Origin of the sequence: Alteromonas sp. K632G (assembly GCF_017653625.1) — a bacterium.
In the GTDB taxonomy this organism is placed as follows: domain Bacteria; phylum Pseudomonadota; class Gammaproteobacteria; order Enterobacterales; family Alteromonadaceae; genus Alteromonas; species Alteromonas naphthalenivorans.
In genome coordinates, this window is sequence record NZ_JAGGDM010000001.1 from 138,517 (window position 1) to 164,412 (window position 25,896).

The window sequence follows — 25,896 nt, forward strand, 5'->3', positions numbered from 1 at the left end:
GCGTGGTGTCGTTGTCAGTGCCTTGCGGGTCTAAATTGATATCAGGTGCGGTCGTATCAATTTCACCGGTATTGGCATCGGTGGCTGTATTGCCCGCCGCATCGGTAACGGTGGCCTCAACAGAATATTCACCTTCCGCTAATTCAGCAGGCACATCTACAGAGAAGGTGCCGTCAGCTTGAACGGTGGTGGTAAGCGTTTGTACGTTACCTGCACTGTCAGTCACCGTTAGCGTCACGGTAGAACCAGGCGCAGCATCGGTAGTACCTGAGAGGGAAGGCGTGGTGTCGTTGTCAGTGCCTTGCGGGTCTAAATTGATATCAGGTGCGGTCGTATCAATTTCACCGGTGTTTGCATCGGTTGCAGTATTGCCTGCTGCATCAGTAACGGTGGCCTCAACAGAATATTCACCTTCCGCTAATTCAGCAGGCACATCTACAGAGAAGGTGCCGTCAGCTTGCACTGTGGTGGTAAGCGTTTGTACGTTACCCGCACTGTCTGTCACGGTTAGGGTAATAGTCGAACCAGGCGCAGCATCAGTCGTACCTGAAAGCGTGGGGGTAGTGTCGTTGTTTGTGCCTTGTGCATCTAACGAAATTACCGGTGCAGTCGTATCAATTTCACCGGTATTGGCATCGGTAGCTGTATTGCCCGCCGCATCGGTAACGGTGGCCTCAACAGAATATTCGCCTTCCGCTAATTCATCAGGTACATCCACAGAGAAGGTACCGTCAGCTTGCACTGTGGTAGTAAGCGTTTGTACGTTCCCTGCACTGTCTGTCACCGTTAGCGTCACGGTAGAACCTGACGTTGCGTCAGTGTTGCCCGATAAGGTCGGGGTAGAGTCGTTATTAAGAGGAATACCGTCGAGTGTGACGGTAATGTCTGCGGCTTCGTCACCGCCGTCACCAAACTGTTCTGACGTTATCTCTTCGTTATCGTTGGCGCCTTGCTCAAATTCAAAAGCGACGGGATCTACATTTTCATTGATTCTGTCGACACGAACAAAGTTACTGCCACCTGCACCGCCGCCACCATCTAAACCAGCAGCGGTGGCTTCTAACGATTCTAAAATATCATCATCGCCAGCAAGTACGTCTAAAAAATCTTGGTCGAGATTCTGGCTATCTCCTGTTTGATCAAGCAATGCATTAAGATCTTCAACGCTGTCGTCGAAAACAGCAAATTCATCATCGCTGTCAACATCTGAAAAGGCCAATTGAAGAGGGAAAGTAACAGTTTGGCCAGCAGGTAATTCTCTCACAATGCCATCAATACTGACTAGTACTGTACTACCATCGGGGATTGTAAGGCTGTCTCCTTCGAATAAGGTGGTGTTTTCACTGGCAGCAAATTGCTCACCCGTTTCTGGGCGCTCTACCAAAACTTCACCATTTACTTCTACAATAATTACATCGGCCATTTTGAACCCTTTTCAAATATCACTGAAACTCTTTAGTTTAAGACTAGCAGCGAAAATGAAATTGGTTACCGGACCGTGGTACAGGTACTGGTATACCTTCGTCGAATCTCTAGGTAGTTCCCCCTAATTTATTAATTTTAAGAAAGAATTAGACTTATGTTGGTTGGCAGAAGTTTTAATTAACTACTAGGCTAAGGTCACGTTGAGATAATTTTTATATCTGGCTTTATTAATATATATGAGTGATGTAGGTATGAAGAAAAGACAAATTTTATGGCTACTTGGGCTGGTAACATTTTCCTTATCTGCGCAAGAGTCTTCGCTCGGAATGGGCAGTCCTTCTTTAGAGCATTATGTAAGCAAATCTATTAATTCAAACCCTGAGATTCAGGCAAGTTGGCGGCAACTTCAAATTGCCATGAAAGATGTTGATATTGCAAAATCCGGTTATCTACCTTCTATTGACGTTCTAGCTTCCAGCGCCTATACCGAGAGAAATTATGGGTTAGATCAAGATTACGCAGGCCACACTGCTGAAATTAGGTTAACGCAATTACTTTACGATGGCTTTTTCACCTCTAGCGAAGTGAGTAGGTTCAAACAAGCTCAAGTGGTTCGTTACTATGAATTGATGGGCGAGATAGAACAAAAGTCACTTGAAACCGCATTAGCTTATATGGATGTTCAGCTTTATCGAGAGTTGCTTTCATTGGCAGAAAAGAACCTCATTACCCATGTGGATGTCTTTAAGCAAATCGAAGAAAGTGTGATAGCAGGCGTTGGCCGAAGAGCTGACTTGGAACAAATTAGTGGTCGACTTTCGCTGTCAGAGTCCAATGTTTTAACTGAGCTGTCTAACCTGCATGATGTAACCGCTAGATTTTTAAGACTTGTTGGGGAGAAACCTGCAGAAGCATTAGCCGAGGTGTCACTTTCAGAGGCTATGCCTGCGTCAGTAGCAATGGATTTAGAATCCATATTGTTAGCGGCATACGAAACTAATCCGTCTTTCAATGCAACAATTTATAATATCGACGCACAACGTTTTGCAATTGATAGCGCAAGAAGTCGATATCATCCTCAAGTTAACTTAACCGCGAGTTACGGGGCGCAAACACGAGACGAAGCGGCACTAAATAATACTATTTCTGAAGCGAGTGTGGGGGTTAACTTTTCGTATAATATATACAACGGCGGTGCTGACAGAGCGGCAATTAGGCAAGCACTTTCACAGGTGGATTTAGCTAAAGACTTAAGAGATAAAGCGTGTGTTGATATGCGCCAAACTATTCAAATTGCTCGTAACGATATTCAAAATATTAGCGAGCAGCTACCTTCGTTAAATGCGCACAGGTTGTCTTCCGACAGAGTTAAGTCAGCGTATATGGATCAGTTCACCATTGGCGAACGTTCACTTCTAGATTTGCTCGATTCAGAAAATGAGTATTACGAGTCGAGCAGAGCTTATGTACAAGCCACCTATACGTTAGAAAAAGCGAGGGCTCGGCTACTAGCTGCGTCGGGCATTTTGGTTAAAGCATTGGGTGTGAGTAAAAATGGTGTAGCCAGCGTAAGTGAATTAGCAGAAAAAGAGCTTCGTTACGACCCCAATCACGTGTGCCCAGCTACCCGAACATCGTTAGATGATGAGCGCAATATCTTAAAGCGGGATTCAGATTCAGATGGCATAGTCGATCTATGGGACGATTGCGTTAATTCTGCACCTGATGCCATGGTTGATGATTTTGGATGTGAAGCGAGTGCACCTGAACCTCAAGCCATGAATACCCCAGCAAGCGCTGCTGATTTCACCTTAGATGATGCACAAGTTTTAGCATCTTTTAGTATCAACATATCATTCGCATCAAATTCGTCCAAAATTTCGTCTGAGTACACCTCGTCACTTGCTCAAGTTATTGATGCACTTAAACAGTATGACAATGCCGGCGTTATTATTCACGGACATGCCTCGTTAGATGGTGATGCGGCATATAACCAACGCCTTTCAGAACGGCGAGCGAGTGCAGTTGCTGCTTTATTGATTGAGTCTGCTGACATAGATAGCCGTCGTATTACCTCTGTAGGCTATGGCGAAACGCGACCTTTAGTTGATGAAGAATCACTAGCCGCAAATGCAAAAAATCGTCGAATTGAAGCTACGATAATTCAGCTGTAATTCGCAATGGTCGTGGAGGATTAATGATTCAGGGAGAAAAAGGCGCGCTGTCTTACTTAGAAAATCAAGGAGGCGTGCTAATGGATTGCTTGATGATTATTTGTCGAGCACACAATATTTCGGTTTCTCGGGTAAGCTTACTCAGTGGTTTGCCTCTAGATAATGGTGAGTTATCTCCTACGGGCTTTGAGCGCGCCGCCCAACGGGCTGGTTTAGCAAGTCGCACTGCCAAAAGAGACATGGCTCAGATCAATGCTGCTTTGCTTCCCGCCGTGTTAATTATGGAAGGCAGCCAAGCCTGCGTTTTACACGAATTAAACGATGATAGTGCGAAAGTATCCTACCCAGAATTAGACACCGCAGTGGTATCGGTAGAGCGTGAAAAAATCGCCTCCCTGTTTACCGGCTACATTATTTTCGCGCGTCCTGTTTCCCAAGCTGAAATGCCATCTGGCAAGGTTGAAAAAAGCGCAGTCGGTCATTGGCTTTGGTCATCAGTAAAATCTGCGTATGACTTGTATCGTGATGTTCTACTGGCATCAATATTCATTAGCCTGTTATCGATAGCGCTCCCGCTGTTTGTGATGAATGTATATGATCGGGTAGTGCCCAACGCGGCGATGGAGACATTGTGGGCGCTAGCCATCGGCGTGCTTTTAGTATTAGCGGCAGATTTTCTCCTGCGTGTCTTGCGACAATATTTTGTAGAGCTTGCCGCTAGTCGCTTAGATGTCACCATGTCTGCAAAAATTATGGAGAAAGTACTTTCAATTGATTTAACCAATAGGCCCGCCAAAAGTGGTGCGTTTATTAATAGCCTACAATCTTTTGAGAGTATTCGGCACTTCTTTGGCTCACTGACCTTGGTCGCCTTGGTTGATTTACCTTTTGGTTTACTGTTTGTGTTTATCATTGCGATGATAGATATCTATCTAGTTATTCCAATTTTATTGGGCACAGCCATTCTCTTTCTATATGCCCTAAAAGCACAGCGAGTCATGCGCTCATTGTCTGAAGAGTCGATGGAGATTAGCGCCAGAAAAAGTTCATTAATTACTGAAAGTGTTACTGCCCTTGAAGATTTAAAAGCCTTTGGATATCAAAGCCGAACGCAAAGTGCATGGGAAAAGCAAACCATCTTCTTAGCTAAAGTGAATGCTAAATTACGTTTGGTTTCTATGTCGGTTAACAACTCTGCACTGTGGATTCAGCAATCCGTCGGTGTAGTGATAATTCTTACCGGTGTGTACCTCATTATTGAAGGTGAAATTACCCAAGGTGGGCTAATAGCGGCGTACTTACTTTCGAGTCGTGCTATGGGGCCTGTATCTCAGGCCGCTGCACTTTTAGCCCAATATCATCAGGCGGAAACTGCGAAAAATGCGTTAGACGATATCATGTCACTGCCATCAGAAGGTGGTGACAACAAGCAAGTGAAAAACGCCAGCCAGTTAAGCGGAAACCTCGATGTTAAACAGCTTTGCTTTCGCTACCCTGATGAAAATGTTTTGGCACTCAAAGATATCAATTTTTCAATTAAGCAAGGTGAGCACGTTGCTATTCTTGGGAAGAATGGCTGCGGTAAATCTACATTGAATCGTTTACTGATGGGGTTCTATAAAGCCGAATCGGGTCAAGTGTTACTCGATGAGATTGATATGCAGCAATACGATCCTGTCCTTCTAAGGCAAAACATAGGCTATGTGCCGCAAGATGTGAATCTTTTCTCTGGCACACTAAAAGACAATATATTGCCGGCACATCGAGGGGTAGATGACGAGAGGCTATGGGAAATTGCTAAGCAATGTGGCTTAGCGAAAGTCGTAAATAGTCACGGGAACGGTTTCGAACAGCAAGTTGGGGAAGGTGGGAAGCAATTGTCAGGCGGGCAACGCCAATCTGTATCACTGGCCCGCGCGCTGATTTACAACCCAGCTATATTTATTATGGACGAACCTACTTCCGCCATGGATTCAGCTAATGAAGCCATGATGAAAGAAACGATTCGAGAAGCGATTAAAGAGAAAACATTCATCCTCAATACCCATCGCACTACGTTGCTGGATTTAGTCGACAGAGTCATTGTTATCGAAAACGGAAAAATAATTGCTGATGGTAAAAAAGAGGACGTTTTACCTCAGTTTAAGCCGGTACCCTCTAAGCAAAGGACGGCACAGTGAAGATTAAAAATGGCGACAAAAATAGTATTCTACATAAACTAGTTAGAGGATGGCTAGCGCCTCCTTCGGGTCAAGATTGGGTACTTGAAGCTGAATGGGCCAGAATCATGCAAACACCTGCGAATGCTAAACGGCTTTTATACAGCGTAGCAGTGGTCTTACTCATATTGCTAATTTGGGCATATTTTGCAGAGATAGACGAGGTTGCTAAAGGGGAAGGGAAAGTGATCCCTTCGCAACAGCTGCAAATCCTCCAATCATATGACGGTGGTATCGTTCAGGACATATTGGTTAATGAAGGCCAACAGGTACAAAAAGGCGATGTATTACTTCGTGTCGATCCTACGCGCTACATTTCAAGTTTAGAAGAAAATACAACACAGTTTGCGGCCCTTGCCGCCAAAGTGCAGCGCCTTTCAGCGTTAACGCATAATACTCGCTTAACTTTCTCGCCCGATTTAGTTGAACAAGCCCCTAAAATTGTTGAAAACGAAAGAAAGCTTTTTGAATCAAATCTTGCAGAATTAAATGAAGTAGCAGCAGGCTCTGATAGTCGAATACAGCAACGCAAGCAAGATGTTGAACAAGAAAGAGCTAACCTTTATCAATACAAGAGTGTGCTTTCGTTAACCGAAAAGGAATTAGGCGTTACCAAACCCCTATTAGCTTCTGGTGCGGTGTCTGAAATAGAAATTTTACGCTTAGAGCGACAAATTGTAGAGCTTGAAGGAAACATAGCCATGTCACAAGTGGCTATCGAACGAGGTCTTTCCACCATTGAAGAAGAGATAATTAGTAAAGAAGAAAGTAGGCTAAAACTCATCAATCGGTGGAATCAAGAATTAACCGATGCGGTGGGTGAAATGGCAACCCTTCAGCAGTCTCAAACAACGTTAGAAGATGTAGTCTCGCAAGCTGAACTCAGGTCGCCAATTAATGGCACGGTTCAGCGCCTACTTATTAACACCGTTGGCGGGGTAATTACACCTGGAAGTGCAGTTATTGAGCTCATCCCCCAAGACGACCAGCTTATTGTAGAGGCGAAGGTTTCCCCTAAAGATATTGCGTTCATTCGAGGGGGGCAAAAAGCCATCTTAAAATTTAGCGCTTATGACTTCACTATATATGGTGGTATGGATGCTGAAGTAAAGCATATAAGCGCTGATGCTATTACCAATGAGAAAGATGAGACTTACTTCTTAGTCCGTCTGGAAACTAAGCGAACCATTGCTGATGCACCGCTGGATATTATGCCGGGAATGATTGTTCAGGTAGATATCTTAACTGGCAAAAAGACGGTGTTGAATTACATTCTGTCTCCACTTTTCACCGTTACCTCGTCAGCACTCAGGGAGCGATAGATGAAACATTATATTATGAATACATCTCAAAAGAACCTTGGTGTTGACTCAATAGATTGGGTCGAGCTTTCTGAAGTTGAAAGTATTCGGTGCGGGAAAGAAGATAGTATTTGGCTGTCGACATTTCATAAAAATTGGCGTGAAAATATTATTGCTGCAAGCGGGAAGTGTCGAAATGTTGTTTTATTAACATATCATTACGATAGGCCGGAAATGCAAACCGCGTTATTACTGGGCGCAAGGGCGTACTGTCACGCACTAGGCCAACCATCTCTTTTTAAATCGGTTAGTCGGGTGTTAAAAGAAGGCGGAATTTGGGTACCCAACGAGCTTTATGTGAATACAACGTCAGCCGTTGCAACTACGCTGAGTTTAAAAGAAAAAGTACCTGAAATTGCGACATTAACAGCGCGGGAAAGAGATGTACTAACAGGTATTCTAGAGGGATTGAGTAACAAAGAAATCGCGAGAAACCTTAAACTTACAGAAAGAACAATTAAAGAACATGTAGGCACGCTACTGAAGAAGTTAAACGCCAAAGACAGAATTGGGTTGTTACTGTCACTTGGCGAGTTTAGTCACTTAAAAGATGCTCTATAACTTCAATATGCGATACCACGCCATCAATACCTAATTCCACAAATAGCTCTTTAGTGTTATTTGTCTTCACACCGTCAGCGTAAACGTGAATGCCAAAAGTATGGGCGAGTGAGCAGAAGCCTCTAATAAAAGCATGATTCGCAGGGTTATGATCTATATCCGCCATAAAAGCAGAGTCGATAACCACATAATCAAGTCCAAGTTCTTGCACATTCATTAATTGAGAAAAAGATTCGCCAACCCGCTTTAATCCGATACCGCATCCTTTAGCTTTCAGCGTGGAGCAAAATAATTCGAACTCGTCAGGGAAGCGAGCCGCCGTAGATTCCCTTACTTCGAAGTTAAGTTGTGAGGCAATACTCTCGTTCATTTTCACTTGAAAATACAGCTGCGCTAAAATTTCTGAATCAAGCAGAAACTGCTCAGAGCATAGAAAAGCAAACTTTGCCTTAGTGCCAGTTTTGCTAATATAAGAGAATAGATGGCTGATGGTAGCTAGCTCTAACGCAGGGAGTAAGCCTAAATATCTTGCCCAATGGGTATAATAGCCACTTTTTCTCAAGTCATTATCTATTTCAATACCCGCCCAGCTTTGATAGTGAACAAGCTCTCTTTCAGCATCTAGTACCGGAAAGTTAAACGTCTCTACCGTTTGATTAGCAATGCCTTCTTTGAGCAGCTTAGTCCAACGGTTTTCTTCTACTAAAGAAATAGATGAATCTAACGTATTTTCTATATAAGGCTCGCTAAGCTTCCTCTCTACAGCCTCATCGAGCAGAGTATCTAGGCGCATTAGCGCAGATGACACATTATCATCAGGCCGCAATCGCACTACAGACTGATACAATTTCGGATCGCCCTGTTGAGACAACTCAGATAAACAGGCACCATGAATTGCCTCAGCAATTGTCACTATGTCATGAGTTTCCGTTAGCAGTATGGCAATCTCATTTTTCTGTATTCGAGCTACTCTGCTATCGGTATAATGGTGATGGTGTTGTGCTAGGCAATCATTCACACTGGCGGCAAACTGTAAAAGCCGCTTTCTACGGTTTTCTGGCCCCGAGCGAAGAAATGCTTCTCGGCCTCCCACGACCCTCAGTAGAAATATACAATTCACACCTTCGGTATCTCTAAACGCCAACTGGCCTTTAAGAATAGAGATAAAATAGTCGCGGTTGGCTAATTCGGATTCAACATCAAACTGAGTTTTGTGGCGAAGAAGATCAAGGCGGGTATTTTCCTCATCCATAATTCGTTGGGAATTGCTTGCGAGGAAGTTCATGGCTTTAACCACGCGTTTAAGCTCTAGGGTTCGTGGTTCACTTACTTGAACAAACTGCATATGGCTGAAAGACTCAGCTTGCTCAACGACTTGGTCGAGAGGGCGCATAATAAGGCGTAAAAACCACGCACCAATAAGACCTGCCACCGTGCCCACAAGAGACAACCCCAAAATTAACCTCAGTGTAGCTTTCCACATAGAGGCCACAGCAAAGCTAGTATCGGTTTGAACATTAACGACACCGTACTGGCCCCATCCTTCAGAGACTTGAGCTACTCCTGGTTCGATGTTAGGGCTAAACAATGAAGCAAACCAAGCCGGTGTTTGTTCATCTAACTGTGTGGTATGAGTATGGCTTGAAATGATTTCGCCGTCGGGCTTTTGCAGTGTTATAGACGCATAATGCCCCACATCGAACTGGGACATGATAAATAAATCTAGTGTATCAGCGTCTTTTTCTAAACCACTTAGCGTAAGTGCCAGCATGTTAGCATTATCGAGGTTTTTAGAATAAAGCTGCTCTTCTACATAGCCTTTTGTCGTTGCGCCGTGAATGGATACACTCCCCACAATGGCAACAAGGACAACGGCTATAATGGCAAGCCACAACTCTCTTGTTATTGACATAGACTCCTCAGGATTGTCTTTTTATTCCCTCACTTTTCATGCGCTCAATAACGTTGCGCCACCGAGATAGTCTACTGGTAGAAGTGGAAACCTGCTTGGTTTTGCCAGGCGACCAAATGCCAGCGTCATTAAAGCTAAATACAGGCATGAGATCGGTTCGTTGTGAACCAGGCAATATTTCAGAAACAAGGCTGTCTAAGACCAAAGGGTCTGAAGACGGCGTTTCGTAATAACCTAATACCATATGAGCTTGCGTTACGCGGCTTCTACCAATCTTAGCTTTAACATAAATTAAGCGAAGTTTAGCACTATCAATACCTAAGTGTAGCAGAGCTATATATTTTGCAATGGCGTAATCTTCACAATCTCCACGGGAATGGCCAAAAAGCTCGGCAGGGGTAGCCCAGTAGTCTTTTTGTTTAAAAACAATGTCATCGGTGGCGTACTGAATATGCTCGTCAAAGAAGCGGTTTACACCGTCTAACTGAGCGGATACTGAAAGATTGTTTAGCTGACTTAGCTTTTCTTCTAACGCTTTGACATCTAGAGCTTTGTCATCCCCAAATCGTGTTTTTACTTCCATTTCTAATACGGGGAACTCTATAGACAGATGATCCTTCATTTGCTGTCCTGTCAACATAAGAGCTAAAACTACGAAGCAGTTTGACGCAAATATCGAAAGGGTCATGATTTATTTTTTTAATTATTTATTATACGAAAGTATAAGCACCTTATAGACGGTGCTCCTGCATTTATATATAGAATTTCATACTTCAGTATAGATATAGCATGGAGGAAATGTGAAACCAAGTGCTATGTAGAAGAGAATCTTCACGGCTATCGTTTAATAACGAAATCACTTTCTTGGATATTCGCAATAATGCCACTGTCTTTATGAATTAATTTGGCGGTATTGCCATACGCATTTTCAACAACAAATGCTCCGGGGTAAATATGGTACTGCAAGTAGGCCTTGCCGTGTCTGTCGATAATTTCGCTGGTTTGATAGACAAAAAGTTCATCACCGTTCTTTATGCCATTATCGCGCCCCAATGATACTGAAATATGCGAACCAGCAACATTGAGTACTCGGCCAGTCATGGGCTGACAAGCAATAGTCTCGTCAATATCAGCGGTTAACTGCTGCATCTGCTTTTTAATCGCATTACCGTATTCTGTGCGCCAAAAGGTGGACGAAAATTCATCTACATCGGCAAATCTGTCAAAAGGCCACTTTGCTTCAGTAACGTAATCTTGTTGCAGTAGTAAGCCACTATTTATACCGTCGAAAACCTTAATGCTTAGCGAAAAGTATCGGGTGGCTTTTTCTTCCTTCCAGAATGCAAAAGAAGAGGGGCGTTGTCTTTCGACACTAACGTCACTAATGCTGCCAATTAAAACAAACTGTGCATTTGATTGTTGTGACAATGCACGCACATTTTCTTCAAGCCCATTAACTCCCCATCGTGTTGTGTGCGGAGCAATGTACGCTAAATTTAAATTCTGTGTCTGCGACGACATTTCGGTCGCTAGCTTTCTTGTCACTGCCTCTGAAAAATTAGGTATTTTTCCTTCAACCAAATGATTGCGGTTCTCCACCATAAAGTAACTGGTGGCAATATTCTTATCGTACTTAACTGCGGTGCATTGTTTTGCCGCAGGAAAAATATCTGCCCTGACGCTTACGGTAACATAATCCCTGTGCCACACTTCATCAGTAAGCTCGAGATGGTCCACTTCACCTGCACTACTAATGGTAATATCTTCACTTTCAAGTAACCCATTTGTGAGTTGCTGAACACTGCTAATCGAGGCACCTGCGAATAACAAAGCTTGTTTTAGGGCTTCTTCAGTGGCGTCTCTGCGCGCTTTTTCTTTATTGCCATTTACGATAACGGCTTGGCCTTTGGCTTCATACCAGGCGGCATGGCTTTGCCCTGTCGTTACTGCAGCAAGGCAAAACAGCGCCATAAAAAGGGCGACATTGGCGCATCTAGCTTGATATCTTCTTTTAATAGAAGAGATGCTAACTAAAAACAATTTAGCGAATGTTCGTATGCCAAGCACAGTCGTATCCTTTTGTTGCAGTGCGATAACGAGCACTACATCAGTTAATTTAAGTCAGTATTCTTTTTGAATCCGTTTCTTTTCAGTTTTTGTTTCTATTTTTACTCTAATTTATATAAGCGAAATAGATGCCAATGTTTCAAATCTAAAATTTAGGCGTAAACATTGCTTATCCACTAATAGAAAAATTGAGAATGAGGTTTCTCTGATGGTGTTTTTTAAGAAATTGGTAAGTAGTCGAGCATGGACAATAGCGGCTTTATTCGCTGCTCTGACAGGTTTGCCAGGATGCAGTTTATTTGTAGATAAACATGTGGAATGGGAGACGGTCGAGCCAGACAGTTATCCTGTCCTAAGTGCCGTAGGCTATGCCCCTATTATGTCGCAGCGGGGGGAAAGCGAAACGGTGAAAACCCTGATGGCAATTAAAGCGTCAAAACTAGAGGCTTACAGAGAACTTGCAGAGCAGGTGTACGGACAACGTATTGAAGGTAATCAATCACTGTCTAGCCTTGTGGTGGATAATGAAACCTTACGGGCTTCTGTAGAGGGAGTCATTAGAGGGGCAAGAGTAATAAAAAGTTATCCTGTGGGCGAAGATACCTATGCCACCGAGCTTGAACTAGATATGCATCGCGTTTACGACATTTATTTGACGACCGCGAAGCCACAAAGAATTAAAGACATTAAATACTATTAAGTATTTAGATGTATGGCTAAATAGCACTCACAAAAAAGCGCGTATTAAACGCGCTTTTTTGTATTCTTATTTTGGCATTTTATGACGAGTGCGTTAATTATGCGCGGATACTAGACTAGGCGCTAATACCTGAACCTAAACGGCCAGCATTTGGCTTACCTTTCTTATCATAAGTTAACGACTCTTTAGCGCGAACTTCCAACATCAGATTCCGTAAGTGTGTGAGGCGAAGCTGTCCTTGCTCTACGGCTTTCTGATTAATTTGGGTTTTATACTTACAGTCTTCTAACAGACTTTTCGCTTTATCCATTAACCCTTGTTCATCTGCACTCATCGTTTCGTCTGTAGTTTGACGATATAAGGCTTCGACTTTTTGGTCGGTAGCCTGAATAGACTCTAGTAATGCAGACTTATCTTCTAGCAGACTCATCAAGGTTTCTGCATCTCGTGAGCTAATCAAATGTAATTCTTTTTCCAGCAATAAGCACAGGCCCTCTAAATTAGCGACCTGTTGTGATAATGCTGAATAAAGATGACTAGTCATAAAAACCTAATTATTTGCGGCCAAAGATCTCACCCTCAAGCTTAGCGATTTTATTCGCTAACACTTCTGGGTTTACTCGGTATTCACCACTGGAAACCGCTTTTTTAAGACGGTCGACTTTTTCCTGATTTACAGGCGCTTCAGAACCTTTTTTCTGAACTTGATTCAACTGCTGTGCAGACTGAGTCAAGGATACTGAATCTTGTCGTGGTGCTTGAGCAACAGAAGCATTGTTAGAAGTCGCTTGTTGCTGTTGCGACTGCTGAGTCTGATTCTGTTGCGAAATTTTTGTGTTATCAACGGGAGTTTTTGGTAACCCATTGTTTACATTGTTAATTGCCATAATATTTCTCCACTACCTTTTCGCCTCTGTATAAGTTATCGGCACAAGCCTTCTTTTCTTTAGGCTTTTATACAACGAAAACGTAGTTTTTTAGCACGCTGAACTACAAGTGTACCACGACTTCTTGAGCGCTGGCGACTTCCGCTATGACAGGCTTTTGGCTACTGGCATTGAGCACCTTTATGGTATCGCCTATAACGCCATCTTGTTGTGCTATTCCGGATGTTTTAACCGCCATTCCACCAAGTGATGCGCGAATGGTAATTCTATCGCCTTTGCACACAAAGCATAGCATATTGGATTGCACAGCTTGGCCATCAACAATTCGACGTTTCATTCGAGCGCCAATTAATGCATCTACATCGGTAAAAGCACTATAACGAAGACGCTTTATATCTACCGATGCCAGCGTTAAATTAGACGCAGAAAGTACGGTGCCCGGGCTAACCGCGCCAGACGTAACCACAATTTCTTTCGTTCTCGTGACTTGGGCACTGGTAAATAAGTACCAATCATTATTTCCACAACTTACCCGCACCGAAACATAAGATTGGTTCAAAGATTCGTCAGACGCGTGAAATTGAAATCCGGTTGGACACTGAGGAATATTAATTCTTTCGTCTACTTCAGCAATGCTCACAGCAATATCGGTGTTTTCATCGTGTATACTAAGCGCCGACAGCAGGTATTCCTTTGCGCCCTTATTCACCACATCGTGCATTGTTTCAGCGTAACTGTAAGGCGCTAAAGCAACGGCCACCACAACAGTGAAAAGTGGCAGACGAACTCCTGTAAGCCAAGATTTTACGTTTTTTAAATTTTTCATAGTCACTTTTCGTGTTCACTTACTGAGTTATTGTCTATGCTTATAAGACAAATTAGGTTGAGACAATAACTTGCGTACGTCCGTGATTAAGTTGTACATGCAGCGAAACCGTCATTTTTCTGTCGTTTGACCTGCATACATTTAGTGATATTGTCTATTCTCTTTAGTGAAGGCAATGATCATGCCCAGTATTAAAAAGAGGTGAGATATGTCGGGAATTTTAGACTCGGTTAACCAACGAACCCAATTAGTTGGTCAAAACCGTCTTGAGTTATTGTTGTTCAGGCTTAATGGCCGTCAACGCTTTGGTATAAACGTGTTTAAAGTACGTGAAGTGCTTCAGTGTCCACCACTGACTTCAATGCCAAAGTTGAACTCGTTAGTTCGCGGAGTAGCACATATTCGTGGGCAAACTATTTCTGTCATTGATTTAAGCATGGCAACAGGTGGCAAGCGTATTGAAGACTTATCAAACGCGTTTATCGTTATTGCTGAATACAACCGTTCTGTTCAAGGGTTTTTAGTGGGCGCTGTTGAGCGCATCATTAATACCAACTGGGATGCCATCATGCCGCCCCCTCAAGGGACAGGCCGAGCGAGTTATTTAACCGCTGTTACTGAAGTAGAAAACGAATTAATTGAAATTCTCGACGTAGAAAAAATCCTCAATGAAATTTCACCGCTTAATGCAGAAGTAAGCGCCGATGTTGCTGAAGGGCTTTCTACGGAAGGTAAAGAAGACAAAATTATCTTCATTGCTGACGATTCGGCCGTGGCAAGAAACCAAGTTAAAAAAGCGCTAACCTCACTCGGGTTAGAAATCGAGCTAGCAAAGAATGGTTTAGAAGCGTTAAACCGCTTGAAGGAAATCGCTGAAGAATATGGTGATATTACCAAGCGAATTGGGGTGCTAGTCTCTGACATAGAAATGCCAGAGATGGACGGTTACACCCTTACGGCGGAAATCAAAAATACACCAGAACTTCAGAAGCTTCATGTTGTACTTCACACTTCTTTAAGTGGCGTATTCAATCAAGCCATGGTTCAGAAAGTGGGAGCGGATGACTTTATTGCGAAATTTCACCCCGATGAACTAGCAACAGCAGTTCAGAAGTGGTTAATGACGGATTGTGAATAACGGAGCGGTAGGGGTTGGATAATAAAAATGTGTCGCCGGCAAGCTATGAAAAGTTTCGGCACTTCCTCGAGAAACAATGTGGAATAGTACTCGGGGAAAACAAGCAATACCTTGTAAGAAGCAGGCTTGCGTCTTTGTTATATAAGCATGACTATGACAATACTGATGCGCTTATTGATGTGGTTGTAAAGGGTTACGATCGTAACCTTTTACAAAGTGTCATCGATGCGATGACCACAAATGAAACATTGTGGTTTAGAGATACTTATCCATTTGAGTTGCTACAACGCGATTTACTTCCTCAACTCGCAACAAAAAATCAAAAACTTAGAATTTGGAGTGCAGCTTGTTCGTCTGGACAAGAGCCTTACTCTATTGCTATGTCCATTCTAGAGTTTCAAAAACAGCGACCTGGATTGCTTAGGCAAGGGGTTGAAATTATAGCCACTGACCTTTCTTCTGAAATGCTAAATAAGTGTAGCCAAGGGCTATATGATGAACTTTCGCTGGCGAGAGGGCTATCGCCACAACGTAGAGCTATGTTTTTCCAGCCTCATGAAAGTGGCCAAATGCAGGTTAAGCCAGAAGTGCGCAACATGGTTTCATTCAGAAGTTTGAATTTGTTAACCTCCTATGCAGCACTTGGCCGCTTTGACATCGTTTTTTGCCGCAATGTGCTGATTTATTTTTCGGCAGATGTGAAACAAAAGATACTGCAACAAATTGCCGGACAGCTGCAACCTGCCGGTGTCCTTTTCCTTGGCGCGTCTGAATCTATCAGTGCGGCAAGCGATACATATGCCATGATAAAATGTAATCCTGGCTTGTACTACCAAAAGAAATAAACATATAACATACTGAATTTAATATAATAGTTTATATTTTCTCCGTTTCTTTCCTCTTTTTTATACAGTGCCAATCTTCAGGTTGGCATCTGCCTTGCTAGTAAAATTCTATAATAGTTAATTCGTCATTCTTAATTCATGACGTATTTTCGGAATTTCGCAGCTAGGAGTTTTCAATATGGCCATTAATCTCGACAAGTTAGTCGGGTTTCATCAGTCGGCGTTAGCAATACGCACCGACAGAATGGAAGTCATTTCTGGAAACCTAGCGAACGCCAATACCCCTGGTTATAAAGCTAAAGACATCGACTTTAATAAAGCGATGGAGTCAGCCATGAGCGCCCAGGAAGGGCAGCATAAATTGGGTGGTGGCAGTTTAGCGAGAACACACGATAAACACATAGGTGGCGATATATCGTCGGTAGCATCAAATTTTGAAATGCAATACCGCATACCCACTCAACCGGATACCGGAGACGGCAATACGGTGGAAGTACAGGCAGAACGTAACCGCTTTTTAGATAACGGTTTACGCTATCAAGCCACACTTGAGTTTATTAACGGTAAAGTTAAAGGTATGAAAAAAGCCCTTAGTTCTGGAGGCCAGTAATCATGAGCTTATTTAATGTGATGTCAATTTCCAGTACCGGTATGGAAGCTGAAAATGTTCGTTTAAACACCACCGCTAGTAACATTGCTAACGCGAACTCGGTAAGCAGTAGTTATGACGAAACCTACCGTGCAAGACAACCTGTGTTTGCCGCTGAGTTACAGCGAGCCATGGGCGATCAAAGCAAGGGTGTGGGTGTTGAAGTTAAGGGAATTGTAGAAAGCGATGCGCCATTGCAAGTTGAGTATGCTCCGCATAACCCAATGGCTGACGAAGAGGGTTATATCTATAAGCCGAACGTAAACATCGTTGAAGAAATGGCAAATATGATGTCGGCGTCAAAAGCCTATGAAACCAACGTTCAGGTTGCTGATACCACCAAACGGATATTCCGTCGGGTACTGCAGCTAGGACAAGGGCAATAAGTTGCCGCATAGGTAATGTGAGGAAAATACTGTGACCACAATTAACAACACCACTGGCCTGAACAACGAACTCTACTGGCAAGAAGAGACGGTTCCGGTTGTCGATGGAACAGAGCAACAGCTTTCGCAAGAAGACTTTTTTGCCATGTTAACCGAGCAATTAGCGAATCAGGATCCTACTAAACCCGTAGATAACGATCAGATGGTAGCGCAAATGACATCATTCACTATGGCTGACGGTATTTCTCAGTTGAATGATAAGTTCGAGTCATTCGCCGCCTCGATGACATCTAACCAGGCATTGCAAGCATCCAGCTTAATAGGCCAGAACGTGTTAGTGCAGGGCAACGTAGGGCATATGTCTAGCGACGCTGCTGGGGTATCGGGTGTTGTGGTTAATGAGCAGAGTGTACAAAACATGACGATCACCGTTGAAAATCAATACGGTGAAGTAATTAAGACCATTGATGCTGGCACACAAGCCGCTGGCAACATTCAATTTGAATGGGATGGCAAGGATACCCAAGGCAACGATATGCCAGCGGGTGACTACGTAATCAGCGCTACAGGCGAATTAAACGGTGAAGGCGTTCAATTGAATACAGCCATTAACCGTCATGTAGGAAGTGTTAGTTTGGCCGGCAGTGGTCAGGGCGTAATTTTAAATTTAGATGGCGAAGTCAGCATTAGTCTTGATGACGTTATTCAAATCGGCAGTTAGCAGGAGAAAGAAGCATGTCTTTTAATATTGCACTAAGTGGCGTAGCTGCCGCACAAAAAGATTTAGATGTAACCGCGAATAACATCGCAAACGTAAATACGGTTGGCTTTAAAGAGTCTCGCGCTGAATTCGGCGACGTGTACGCCACATCACTATTGGCTGGAAGTAAAACCAAAGTGGGCGACGGTGTTTTGACACAAGATGTGGCCCAGCAGTTTTCGCAAGGTAGCTTGCAGTTCACCAATACTGCACTTGATTTGGCGATTACTGGGAATGGTTTCTTTGCCACCGTGCCTGATGAAACCTCACGAGACTTTTCGTTTACCCGTGCTGGTCAGTTCAAGTTAGATGATGACAATTATGTGGTTAACAGTAACGGCGACTTACTTTTAGGTTTCCCCGTTAACTCAGACTCTACTAGTTCATCCGTTGCATTGAGTACTACAGAGCCAGTGCAAATCCCAGATTCATCAGGTTCTCCAGCACAAACCTCAGAAGTTGATATCCGTATGAACTTACCTGCAGGTGATCAAGGGTTAGATCCAGCTGCATTTGACCCACAAGATCCACTTACCTACAACGCGGCAACCTCGGTAACGGTTTATGATTCACTAGGCGACAGCCACGTGATGACGTATTACTTCGTTAAAGATGTGGCGGCAGACAATGAATGGTATGTGGCAACAGCGGTAGACGATCAACTTACTGATTTAGTGAACTCTACAGGTACTGATTCCGACCCTACTACAGCGGTAAACTCGTTGGGTACTAACACAGGTAACGGTGTTACAGCAGCTAAACTTGTGTTTTCTCAAGGTGGTGACTTTATTGGAATTGAATCACCAGATGGCATTCAAACTACCGATTATAAATTAACGACTGAAGCGCTTGGTTCTGCATTATCAAACGGTGCGGATGCGACTCAACAAATAGGGATCGATTTTAACTTAGACCCTGCAAATGCTACCACGGTGGAACCTACGCAATACGCATCAGCATTCGAAGTGACGTCATTAGAGCAAGATGGTTTGCCTGTTGGTCGTTTGACGGGTATTGATATTGGCCCAGACGGCTTGGTTCGAGCGACGTTCTCAAACGGTACGTCAGAACCTATCGTACGTGTGGCCTTAGTGAGATTTGCTAATGAGCAGGGCTTAACGCAGCAAAGCAGCACTGAGTGGAAAGAAAGTATCCTATCTGGTGAAGCATTGGCGGGTGAAGCGACGACGGGGACTTTCGGTGAAATTAACTCATCAGCCCTTGAACAAGCCAACGTTAACCTAACCACTGAGCTCATCGATATGATTATTGCACAGCGGAACTTCCAGGCTAACTCTCGAGCACTCGAAGTGAATAACTCGCTTAACCAGACTATCCTGAACATCCGATAAACATTGACGTTTAACTAGCAAAAACCGCAACTTTAGTTGCGGTTTTTTTGTATCCACTTCTATTTGTGCATGTTGGCACTGGGATTGCAAAACCTGTATATGGTTTAACCAGAGTCAAAAGTCAGTCATGGACAAACTTCTCTACATTGCTGCCAGTGGTGCATCTCAAGACCTTTTAGGTACTGGGCTTCGTGCCAATAACTTGGCTAACGCGCAAACAACTGGGTTTAGAGCTCAGTTAGAACAGGCAAGGTCAATGCCTGCCTACGGCGAAGGTTTGCCGTCTCGCGTTTTTTCAATGACCGAAAGTCCGTCAAACAACTATGAATCAGGTCCTATGATTCAAACGGGTCGTGATTTAGACGTTGCGATACAAGGCGATGGCTGGTTTGCCGTTCAAGATGACAATGGGCAAGAAGCCTATTCTCGTGACGGTAACTTTAAGCTGGGTGACGACGGTATTTTGACAGATGTGCACAATCGCCCCGTTTTAGGCGATAACGGTCCAATTTTCCTTCCTGTGCCGCTAGATAATTTAGATATCGGTATGGACGGCACCTTGTCAATGAGACAGCTTGGCGCGCCAGAAAATGTAATTGAAGATGTTGGCCGGTTGAAACTGGTTAAGCCGAACTATGCCGATATGGAACGAGGCACTGATGGTTTATTTAGAATGGAAGATGGCACGATAGCCCCAGCAAGTGCTGGTGTGAAAGTAATGTCTGGCATGTTGGAAGGCTCGAACGTGAATGCCGTTGACGAAATGGTCAATATGATAAGCCTTCAGCGCCACTATGAGCTTCAAGTGAAGATGATGAAGCAAGCTGATGAGCTAGATGCTCGCGGCAACCAATTACTGCGCATTCTATAGAATAGTTAACAATTTTGTTATACGAACTTTAAAGGTTAGGAGGTTGCCATGCACCCAGCATTGTGGATAAGTAAAACAGGTCTTGATGCCGCACAAACAGATGTCGCGGTGGTATCGAACAACCTGGCTAACGCATCAACGGTAGGCTTTAAAAAAGACAGAGCAATTTTTGAAGATTTGCTTTATCAGAATATAAACCAACCTGGTGGCCGCTCATCAGCTGATACCGAATTACCTTCTGGCCTTATGTTAGGTTCTGGTTCAAAGGTGGTATCAACACAAAAAGCACATACCCAAGGCAACTTGCTAACCACGGATAATGCGTTAGATATGTCTATTCAGGGGCGCGGTTATTTTGAAATATTGCAGCCTGACGGCACCATTGCCTACTCAAGAAATGGTCAGTTTTCAATGAACGATCAAGGTCAGATAGTAACTTCTGGCGCGGGTTTTTTACTCCAACCTGAAGTGGCAATTCCAGAGGACGCGCAGCAAATTACCATTTCACAAGACGGTGAAATCAGCGTGTCAATTCGTGGTCAAGCCGAGCCGCAAGTGCTTGGGCAAATGAACCTATCAGACTTCATTAACCCAACTGGCCTTCAGCCTATTGGACAGAACCTCTACGTTGAAACCGCATCAAGCGGCGCGCCTATTCAAGGTGTGCCAGGCCTTCAAGGTATAGGCACTATTGCACAAGGTACGCTAGAAACCAGTAACGTGAATGTGACCGAAGAGCTGGTTAATTTGATTGAAAGTCAGCGTTTGTACGAGATGAACTCGAAAGTGATTTCATCTGTGGATCAGATGCTTGGACAAGTCATTCAGCAACTTTAGTGAGTAATGTTATGCGAATTCTCGGACTCTTTCTTTCAGTGACAATATTGGCAGGTTGTGCAAGCACTAACCAGCCACCGGTTCAAGCAAACGATCCATCGTTTGCCCCAGTGGTACCTGATTATCCTCGCGAGAAGATTGTAGAAGATGGTTCGCTGTTCCGCTCTTATATGGCCAATAGCTTATATTCAGATATGACGGCTAGACGGGTTGGCGACATTATTACTATCACGTTGAGTGAAAATACCAACGCGAGTAAATCAGCTGGTACATCGACATCAAAAGACACCACGGTAGATTTAGACACGATCACCGGATTAGGTGGGCAAGCATTAAATATTGGCGGCCAATCTGTTCAGCTTGGCGTGAGTTCGTCAAACGACTTTGCAGGTGATGCGGCAACAAACCAAAGTAACAGTTTATCGGGAAATATCTCGGTTACGGTAGTGGAAGTGCTACCCAATGACAATTTAGTTATTCGCGGCGAAAAGTGGCTCACTCTAAACCATGGCGATGAATACATTCGTTTAACGGGCATTATTCGCTTATCTGACATTAGTCCCGAAAATGAAGTGTTATCGACAAAGATAGCTAATGCCAGAATTCAATACAGCGGTACGGGCTCCTTTGCTAGTGCGCAGGAAAAAGGCTGGCTTACGAAGTTTTTCACATCATCATGGTGGCCGCTTTAAGCGGGGCTAGGAGAATTATTATGCGTTTGTTTTCAGTACTACTTATCGCATTAACACTGGTGCTATCTGGCAATGTTAATGCACAACGCATCAAAGACTTGGCAAGTATCCAAGGGGTGAGAAGCAACCAGTTAGTAGGCTATGGCTTAGTGGTCGGTTTACCTGGTACTGGTGAACAAAGTCCTTTCACCGAGCAAAGCTTTCGTACCATGCTAAGTAACTTTGGTATCAGCTTAGATTCCAACACTAAACCCAAGATCAAAAACGTGGCAGCGGTAGCTGTTCACGCAGAATTGCCTGCTTTTACTAAGCCAGGGCAGACCATTGATATTACCGTGTCGTCAGTAGGGGAAGCGAGTAGCTTGCAAGGCGGCACGCTTCTACAAACATTCCTTCGCGGTGTAGATGGCAAAGTGTATGCAGTAGCGCAAGGTAGCTTGGTAGTAAGTGGCTTTGGTGCACAAGGCGGCGATGGTTCGCGAATTGTAGTGAACACACCGACAGTAGGCCGTATTCCTAACGGTGCCATGGTTGAGCAAACCGTACCAAGCGGTTTTGCCAATGGCGATTCATTAACACTGAACTTGCATTACCCTGACTTTTCAACTGCAAAAGCGTTAGCTGATGTGATTAACGAGCGATTAGGTGCACAGCCAGAAAAAGGTTATTCCATCGCTACGCCGATTGATGCCGCGTCAGTGCGTGTATCAGCGCCAAGAGATGTTGGTCAGCGAGTGGGCTTTTTGGCCACACTCGAAAATTTTGAATTCACGCCAGCCGATGCGCCTGCGCGAGTTGTCATCAATAGCCGTACCGGTACGATTGTAATTGGTCGAGACGTGCGTTTACTACCTGCCGCTATTACCCATGGCGGGTTAACAGTGACAATTTCAGAAAATCAACAAGTTACCCAGCCCAATGCGTTTGCAGATGGTGAAACGGTGGTAACAACACAGTCGATTGTTGATGTGGATTTATCAGACAGTCGCATGTTTTCGTTTGAACCGGGAGTGACACTGGATCAGCTAGTGCGAGCGGTTAATGAAGTGGGTGCTGCACCAGGTGATTTAATGGCGATTTTAGAAGCATTAAGGCAGGCCGGTGCGCTACATGGTGAATTGGTGATCATCTAATGGAAGCATTCAGCTCAAAAAATCAGCTCGATATGGCACGCAATGTTCACGATCTTGGCAGTATTAATAAAATGCGCGAGGCCATTGCTTCGGGTGATGAAAGTGTATTGCAAGAAGCGGCAGAGCAGTTCGAAGCCATATTTGTGCAAATGATGCTGAAGTCTATGCGTAAAGCACAAGACGCGCTTGCCGATGAAGATAGCCCGTTTAATTCCCAGCAAGTTAAGTTTTATCGGGACATGCACGACCAACAGCTTGCAACCGATTTAACGGCAGGTGGCGGTATGGGGTTGGCTGACATTATCGTTAAACAAATGGGCCAATCTGAAGACAGTTATTTACCTGCCAGCGTAATTCGCAGTGACGGTAACTTGAATTCGCTGAACCGCGACCGTGTTATCGCTACAGAGCAAGCGCAAGAAACTGTGCTGGCTTCTGAATCTAAAGGTGTGCAATCGGCCACGAAAGACAGCATGTTCGATAGCCCCGAAGACTTTGTTGAAACTCTGCGTCCCTATGCTGAACAAGTGGCTGAAAAGTACGGTATGGATGCAAAAGCGATTATTGCACAGGCCGCGGTTGAAACGGGGTGGGGCAAGTTTGTTATTCACAATAGCGACGGTGAAAGTTCGCATAATCTTTTCGGGATTAAAGCGAATTCGCAGTGGGACGGCAAGCAAGCGGTAGTCGATACCCTTGAATTCAATAGCGGCATTCCACAAAAGCAAAAAGCGGCATTTCGCTCCTATGCTTCATTAGAAGAGGCAGTTGACGACTATGGGCGCTTTATTGTCACACAGCCTCGTTATCAGCAAGCGGTGGAACAAGCCTCAGATGCACACAGTTATACGCGAGAACTACAAAGCGCTGGATATGCTACGGATCCTAACTACGCCAGTAAAATTATGGCGGTTTACCACAGCGATAGGCTTAACGGCTTAATGCCGTAAGAAGAGGGGTTTAATATATGAGCGCAGTTGATTTATTTTCCCTAGCCACCAGTGGTGTAAACGCCAGTAGTAAGCTTTTACAAACTACCAGTAATAATATTGCCAATGTAAATACGCCTGGGTACGTACGTGAACGCACCGAGCTGGTTAACAGCGATGTATTCGGTGTTGAAATCGGAAATACAGAGCGAATTATAAATGTATTTGCGCAAAACCAGCTTCGCCGCGATATAACTTCGGTAGGTGAGCTAGAGGCTTTTTCTTCCAAAACGTCAGCGATTGATACCCTTTTAGCCAGTGAGGCGAACTCTCTATCTAAAGGCATTAGTGACTATTTTGCAGCGGTACAAACTGCCTCAGACGACCCTACAAACCTAGCGTCTCGTGAACAGGTATTAGGAAAATCAGAGTCGCTGTATCAACGTATGAAAACCCTGTCAGATTACATGGTGGAAAAGGAAGAAGAGTTTAACCTTGAAGTCACGTCTTTGGTGAACAGAACCAATAGCTTGATTAGCTCTATTGGCGAACTCAACAAAAACATCGTGATTGCCAAAGGAAACAACACTAGCGACGAACCCAGCGCATTAATGAATAAACGAGATGCCGCCGTTGAAGAGCTTGCCTCTATTATGGCTATCGATGTGAAAGACAGTCAAAGTCAAAACGGTGCGATTACCGTGAATTTGACCACTGGCGAATCACTCATATTAGAAAACGGCGCGTTTAATTTATTCGAAATAAGTACCAGTGCAGATTCAACCAGCAAAGAACTTAAGTTAGAAACAGATTTTGGTTCTCAAACGAAAAACGATACTACCATCCGTATTGTTGAAAGTGACTTAGGGGGCAGCCTAGGCGGATTATTTCGTTACAGAAATGAAGTGCTAGGCACGGCGATGCGCGACGTAGGCCAGCTTTCTGTTACCTTTGCCGACGCAGTAAATACCCAAAACAAGTTGGGGATGGATTTAGACGGTCAACTAGGCGGCAATATCTTCGACATTCCTACTTTTAGGGGATTAGAAACTCAAGATACCAGCGGAGACTATCAGGTCGTTGGGCAGCTTGTTGCTGGCAAAGGCGCTGAACTCACTGATGCCGATTATCAAATTGAAGTGACTGCGGTATCTGCAGGGGTTCCTAGCGAAATAGAAATTACTTTATTAAATCCTGATGGAACACCGCAAAAAGACGGATCTGGGAATGATATTGTTTATTCAAACTACACCGTTACTAGTGGCTTCAATGAATTACCAGGTGGTATTGAAGTAGAATTTGGCGGTACCTCCACCTATGCGGTTGGCGATGAATTCTTGATGCAACCGACTAAAACGATTGCATCATCCATTGAGCTAGCCACAAACAGACCTGAAGATCTCGCGTTTGCGGCGCCCGTAAGAGCTCAAGCAGATGCCACGAATTTAGGTAGCGCCAATGTAAGTGGGGTATCGATTACCAACACGGAAGTTGGCGGTGGTACCGAACAATCTGCATTTGATGGTGCAGGTGGAATACATGATTTAGCCAGCTCGCCAAGTGGTACATTTGGCGCGCCAGCTCAAATCGTCTTCACCGCAGAAGATAGCTATCAAGTGTTAGATGGAGAGACACCGCCAAATGTCATTACCAATGTGACGGGCGCAACGAATTTAAGCAACTTATTAGCACAGGCAGAAAGTAGTGGCAGTAGCCCAGCTTGGCCTGCAGCATTTTCATCACTAGATGACTACCCAGGTTACGACATCAGTTTAGATGGTGTACCTAAAGCAGGTGATAGTTTTACTATTAGTTACAACACTGATGGTTTCAACGACAACAGTAATGCACTTGAGATCGCAGCGTTGCAGAACGAGAATCTCGTGCAAGTGAGCAGTGAATCAACCAACCAGCAACGTACTTTTCAAGATGCCTATGCATCTATGGTCGGGCGAATTGGTGAAGACGCAGCCATGGCTGACATTTCGTTAACTTCAGCAGAGGCAATGAAAACCCAATCAGAAAATTGGTTTGAGTCAGTATCTGGAGTAAGTCTAGATGAAGAGGCGGCAAACCTGGTTAAGTTTCAGCAGTCTTATTCTGCCGCAGCACGAATTTTGAGCACAGCGCAAGAGTTGTTCGACACCATTCTAAGTGCGGCGAGGTAACAGA

Annotated in this window: 24 protein-coding genes; 17 read left to right on the forward strand and 7 right to left on the reverse strand. The window is 44.1% G+C overall.

Annotated features, from left to right (window positions below):
• On the reverse strand, positions 1-1,423 hold a 1,423-nt coding region (locus J5X92_RS20910), incomplete at its 3' end, for a retention module-containing protein (protein ID WP_244360010.1).
• 253 nt (positions 1,424-1,676) lie between these two features.
• Here J5X92_RS20910 and J5X92_RS00555 point away from each other — a divergent pair.
• From J5X92_RS00555 to J5X92_RS00570, 4 genes are read left to right on the forward strand one after another with little or no spacing between them, the layout of a single operon-like run.
• Entirely contained in the window at positions 1,677-3,599 is a 1,923-nt protein-coding gene (locus J5X92_RS00555) for a TolC family outer membrane protein (protein WP_244360013.1), read from the forward strand.
• A 23-nt stretch (positions 3,600-3,622) separates the two neighbouring features.
• Positions 3,623-5,779 carry a type I secretion system permease/ATPase gene (locus tag J5X92_RS00560; RefSeq protein ID WP_244360016.1) on the forward strand — a complete coding sequence of 719 codons (2,157 nt, stop codon included), beginning with the start codon at positions 3,623-3,625 and terminating at the stop codon, positions 5,777-5,779.
• On the forward strand, positions 5,776-7,140 hold the full coding sequence (locus tag J5X92_RS00565) for an HlyD family type I secretion periplasmic adaptor subunit (protein WP_208804198.1): 1,365 nt from the start codon (positions 5,776-5,778) through the stop codon (positions 7,138-7,140). The genes J5X92_RS00560 and J5X92_RS00565 overlap by 4 nt, the downstream gene beginning before the upstream one ends.
• Entirely contained in the window at positions 7,141-7,740 is a 600-nt protein-coding gene (locus J5X92_RS00570; RefSeq protein WP_208804199.1) for a response regulator transcription factor, read from the forward strand.
• Here the strand turns inward: J5X92_RS00570 and J5X92_RS00575 are convergent.
• The 3 genes from J5X92_RS00575 to J5X92_RS00585 all read right to left on the reverse strand — a co-directional run bounded on the left by J5X92_RS00575 (position 7,715) and on the right by J5X92_RS00585 (position 11,623).
• A complete protein-coding gene (locus J5X92_RS00575) occupies positions 7,715-9,652 on the reverse strand; it encodes a LapD/MoxY N-terminal periplasmic domain-containing protein (protein ID WP_208804200.1) in 1,938 nt (645 codons plus the stop codon). The two genes, J5X92_RS00570 and J5X92_RS00575, sit on opposite strands and share 26 nt — an antisense overlap.
• 7 nt (positions 9,653-9,659) lie before the next feature.
• Positions 9,660-10,274, reverse strand: coding sequence for a transglutaminase-like cysteine peptidase (locus J5X92_RS00580; protein WP_231519261.1), 615 nt, complete (start codon positions 10,272-10,274; stop codon positions 9,660-9,662).
• Positions 10,275-10,489: 215 nt separating this feature from the next.
• Entirely contained in the window at positions 10,490-11,623 is a 1,134-nt protein-coding gene (locus J5X92_RS00585; RefSeq protein WP_244360019.1) for a flagellar assembly protein T N-terminal domain-containing protein, read from the reverse strand.
• Between the two features lie 304 nt (positions 11,624-11,927).
• Here J5X92_RS00585 and J5X92_RS00590 point away from each other — a divergent pair, with 304 nt between their 5' ends.
• Positions 11,928-12,419 (forward strand): LPP20 family lipoprotein, encoded by a 492-nt coding sequence (locus J5X92_RS00590; protein WP_208804202.1) that lies wholly within the window; start codon positions 11,928-11,930, stop codon positions 12,417-12,419.
• Between the two features lie 115 nt (positions 12,420-12,534).
• Here the strand turns inward: J5X92_RS00590 and flgN are convergent, their stop codons facing one another.
• The 3 genes from flgN to flgA all read right to left on the reverse strand — a co-directional run bounded on the left by flgN (position 12,535) and on the right by flgA (position 14,132).
• On the reverse strand, positions 12,535-12,963 hold the full coding sequence (gene flgN / locus J5X92_RS00595) for a flagellar export chaperone FlgN (RefSeq protein ID WP_208804203.1): 429 nt from the start codon (positions 12,961-12,963) through the stop codon (positions 12,535-12,537).
• Between the two features lie 10 nt (positions 12,964-12,973).
• Positions 12,974-13,306, reverse strand: a complete 333-nt coding sequence (flgM, locus tag J5X92_RS00600) for a flagellar biosynthesis anti-sigma factor FlgM (protein WP_208804205.1) — start codon at positions 13,304-13,306, stop codon at positions 12,974-12,976.
• 103 nt (positions 13,307-13,409) lie between these two features.
• Positions 13,410-14,132: a flagellar basal body P-ring formation chaperone FlgA gene (flgA, locus tag J5X92_RS00605; RefSeq protein WP_208804207.1), complete on the reverse strand. Its 723-nt coding sequence runs from the start codon at positions 14,130-14,132 to the stop codon at positions 13,410-13,412.
• A 208-nt stretch (positions 14,133-14,340) separates the two neighbouring features.
• Here flgA and J5X92_RS00610 point away from each other — a divergent pair, with 208 nt between their 5' ends.
• The 12 genes from J5X92_RS00610 (at position 14,341) to flgK (ending at position 25,892) form a co-directional block, all read left to right on the forward strand.
• Positions 14,341-15,270 (forward strand): chemotaxis protein CheV, encoded by a 930-nt coding sequence (locus J5X92_RS00610; RefSeq protein ID WP_057793382.1) that lies wholly within the window; start codon positions 14,341-14,343, stop codon positions 15,268-15,270.
• Between the two features lie 14 nt (positions 15,271-15,284).
• Positions 15,285-16,115 carry a protein-glutamate O-methyltransferase CheR gene (locus tag J5X92_RS00615; RefSeq protein ID WP_208804209.1) on the forward strand — a complete coding sequence of 277 codons (831 nt, stop codon included), beginning with the start codon at positions 15,285-15,287 and terminating at the stop codon, positions 16,113-16,115.
• Positions 16,116-16,293: 178 nt separating this feature from the next.
• Complete coding sequence (gene flgB, locus J5X92_RS00620) at positions 16,294-16,725, forward strand: flagellar basal body rod protein FlgB (RefSeq protein WP_208804211.1); 432 nt, start codon at positions 16,294-16,296, stop codon at positions 16,723-16,725.
• A gap of 2 nt (positions 16,726-16,727) precedes the next feature.
• Complete coding sequence (gene flgC / locus J5X92_RS00625) at positions 16,728-17,150, forward strand: flagellar basal body rod protein FlgC (RefSeq protein ID WP_208804213.1); 423 nt, start codon at positions 16,728-16,730, stop codon at positions 17,148-17,150.
• Positions 17,151-17,181: 31 nt separating this feature from the next.
• On the forward strand, positions 17,182-17,871 hold the full coding sequence (flgD, locus tag J5X92_RS00630) for a flagellar hook assembly protein FlgD (protein WP_013785148.1): 690 nt from the start codon (positions 17,182-17,184) through the stop codon (positions 17,869-17,871).
• Positions 17,872-17,885: 14 nt separating this feature from the next.
• Positions 17,886-19,262, forward strand: a complete 1,377-nt coding sequence (gene flgE, locus J5X92_RS00635) for a flagellar hook protein FlgE (protein ID WP_208804215.1) — start codon at positions 17,886-17,888, stop codon at positions 19,260-19,262.
• A 127-nt stretch (positions 19,263-19,389) separates the two neighbouring features.
• A complete protein-coding gene (locus J5X92_RS00640; RefSeq protein ID WP_208804217.1) occupies positions 19,390-20,133 on the forward strand; it encodes a flagellar basal body rod protein FlgF in 744 nt (247 codons plus the stop codon).
• 48 nt (positions 20,134-20,181) lie between these two features.
• A complete protein-coding gene (gene flgG, locus J5X92_RS00645) occupies positions 20,182-20,970 on the forward strand; it encodes a flagellar basal-body rod protein FlgG (RefSeq protein WP_013785145.1) in 789 nt (262 codons plus the stop codon).
• Between the two features lie 11 nt (positions 20,971-20,981).
• Positions 20,982-21,662 carry a flagellar basal body L-ring protein FlgH gene (gene flgH, locus J5X92_RS00650; RefSeq protein WP_129737002.1) on the forward strand — a complete coding sequence of 227 codons (681 nt, stop codon included), beginning with the start codon at positions 20,982-20,984 and terminating at the stop codon, positions 21,660-21,662.
• Positions 21,663-21,682: 20 nt separating this feature from the next.
• A complete protein-coding gene (locus J5X92_RS00655; RefSeq protein ID WP_129737004.1) occupies positions 21,683-22,795 on the forward strand; it encodes a flagellar basal body P-ring protein FlgI in 1,113 nt (370 codons plus the stop codon).
• Complete coding sequence (flgJ, locus tag J5X92_RS00660; protein ID WP_129737006.1) at positions 22,795-23,745, forward strand: flagellar assembly peptidoglycan hydrolase FlgJ; 951 nt, start codon at positions 22,795-22,797, stop codon at positions 23,743-23,745. The genes J5X92_RS00655 and flgJ overlap by 1 nt, the downstream gene beginning before the upstream one ends.
• 17 nt (positions 23,746-23,762) lie before the next feature.
• Entirely contained in the window at positions 23,763-25,892 is a 2,130-nt protein-coding gene (flgK, locus tag J5X92_RS00665) for a flagellar hook-associated protein FlgK (protein ID WP_208804218.1), read from the forward strand.
• Positions 25,893-25,896 lie beyond the last annotated feature (4 nt).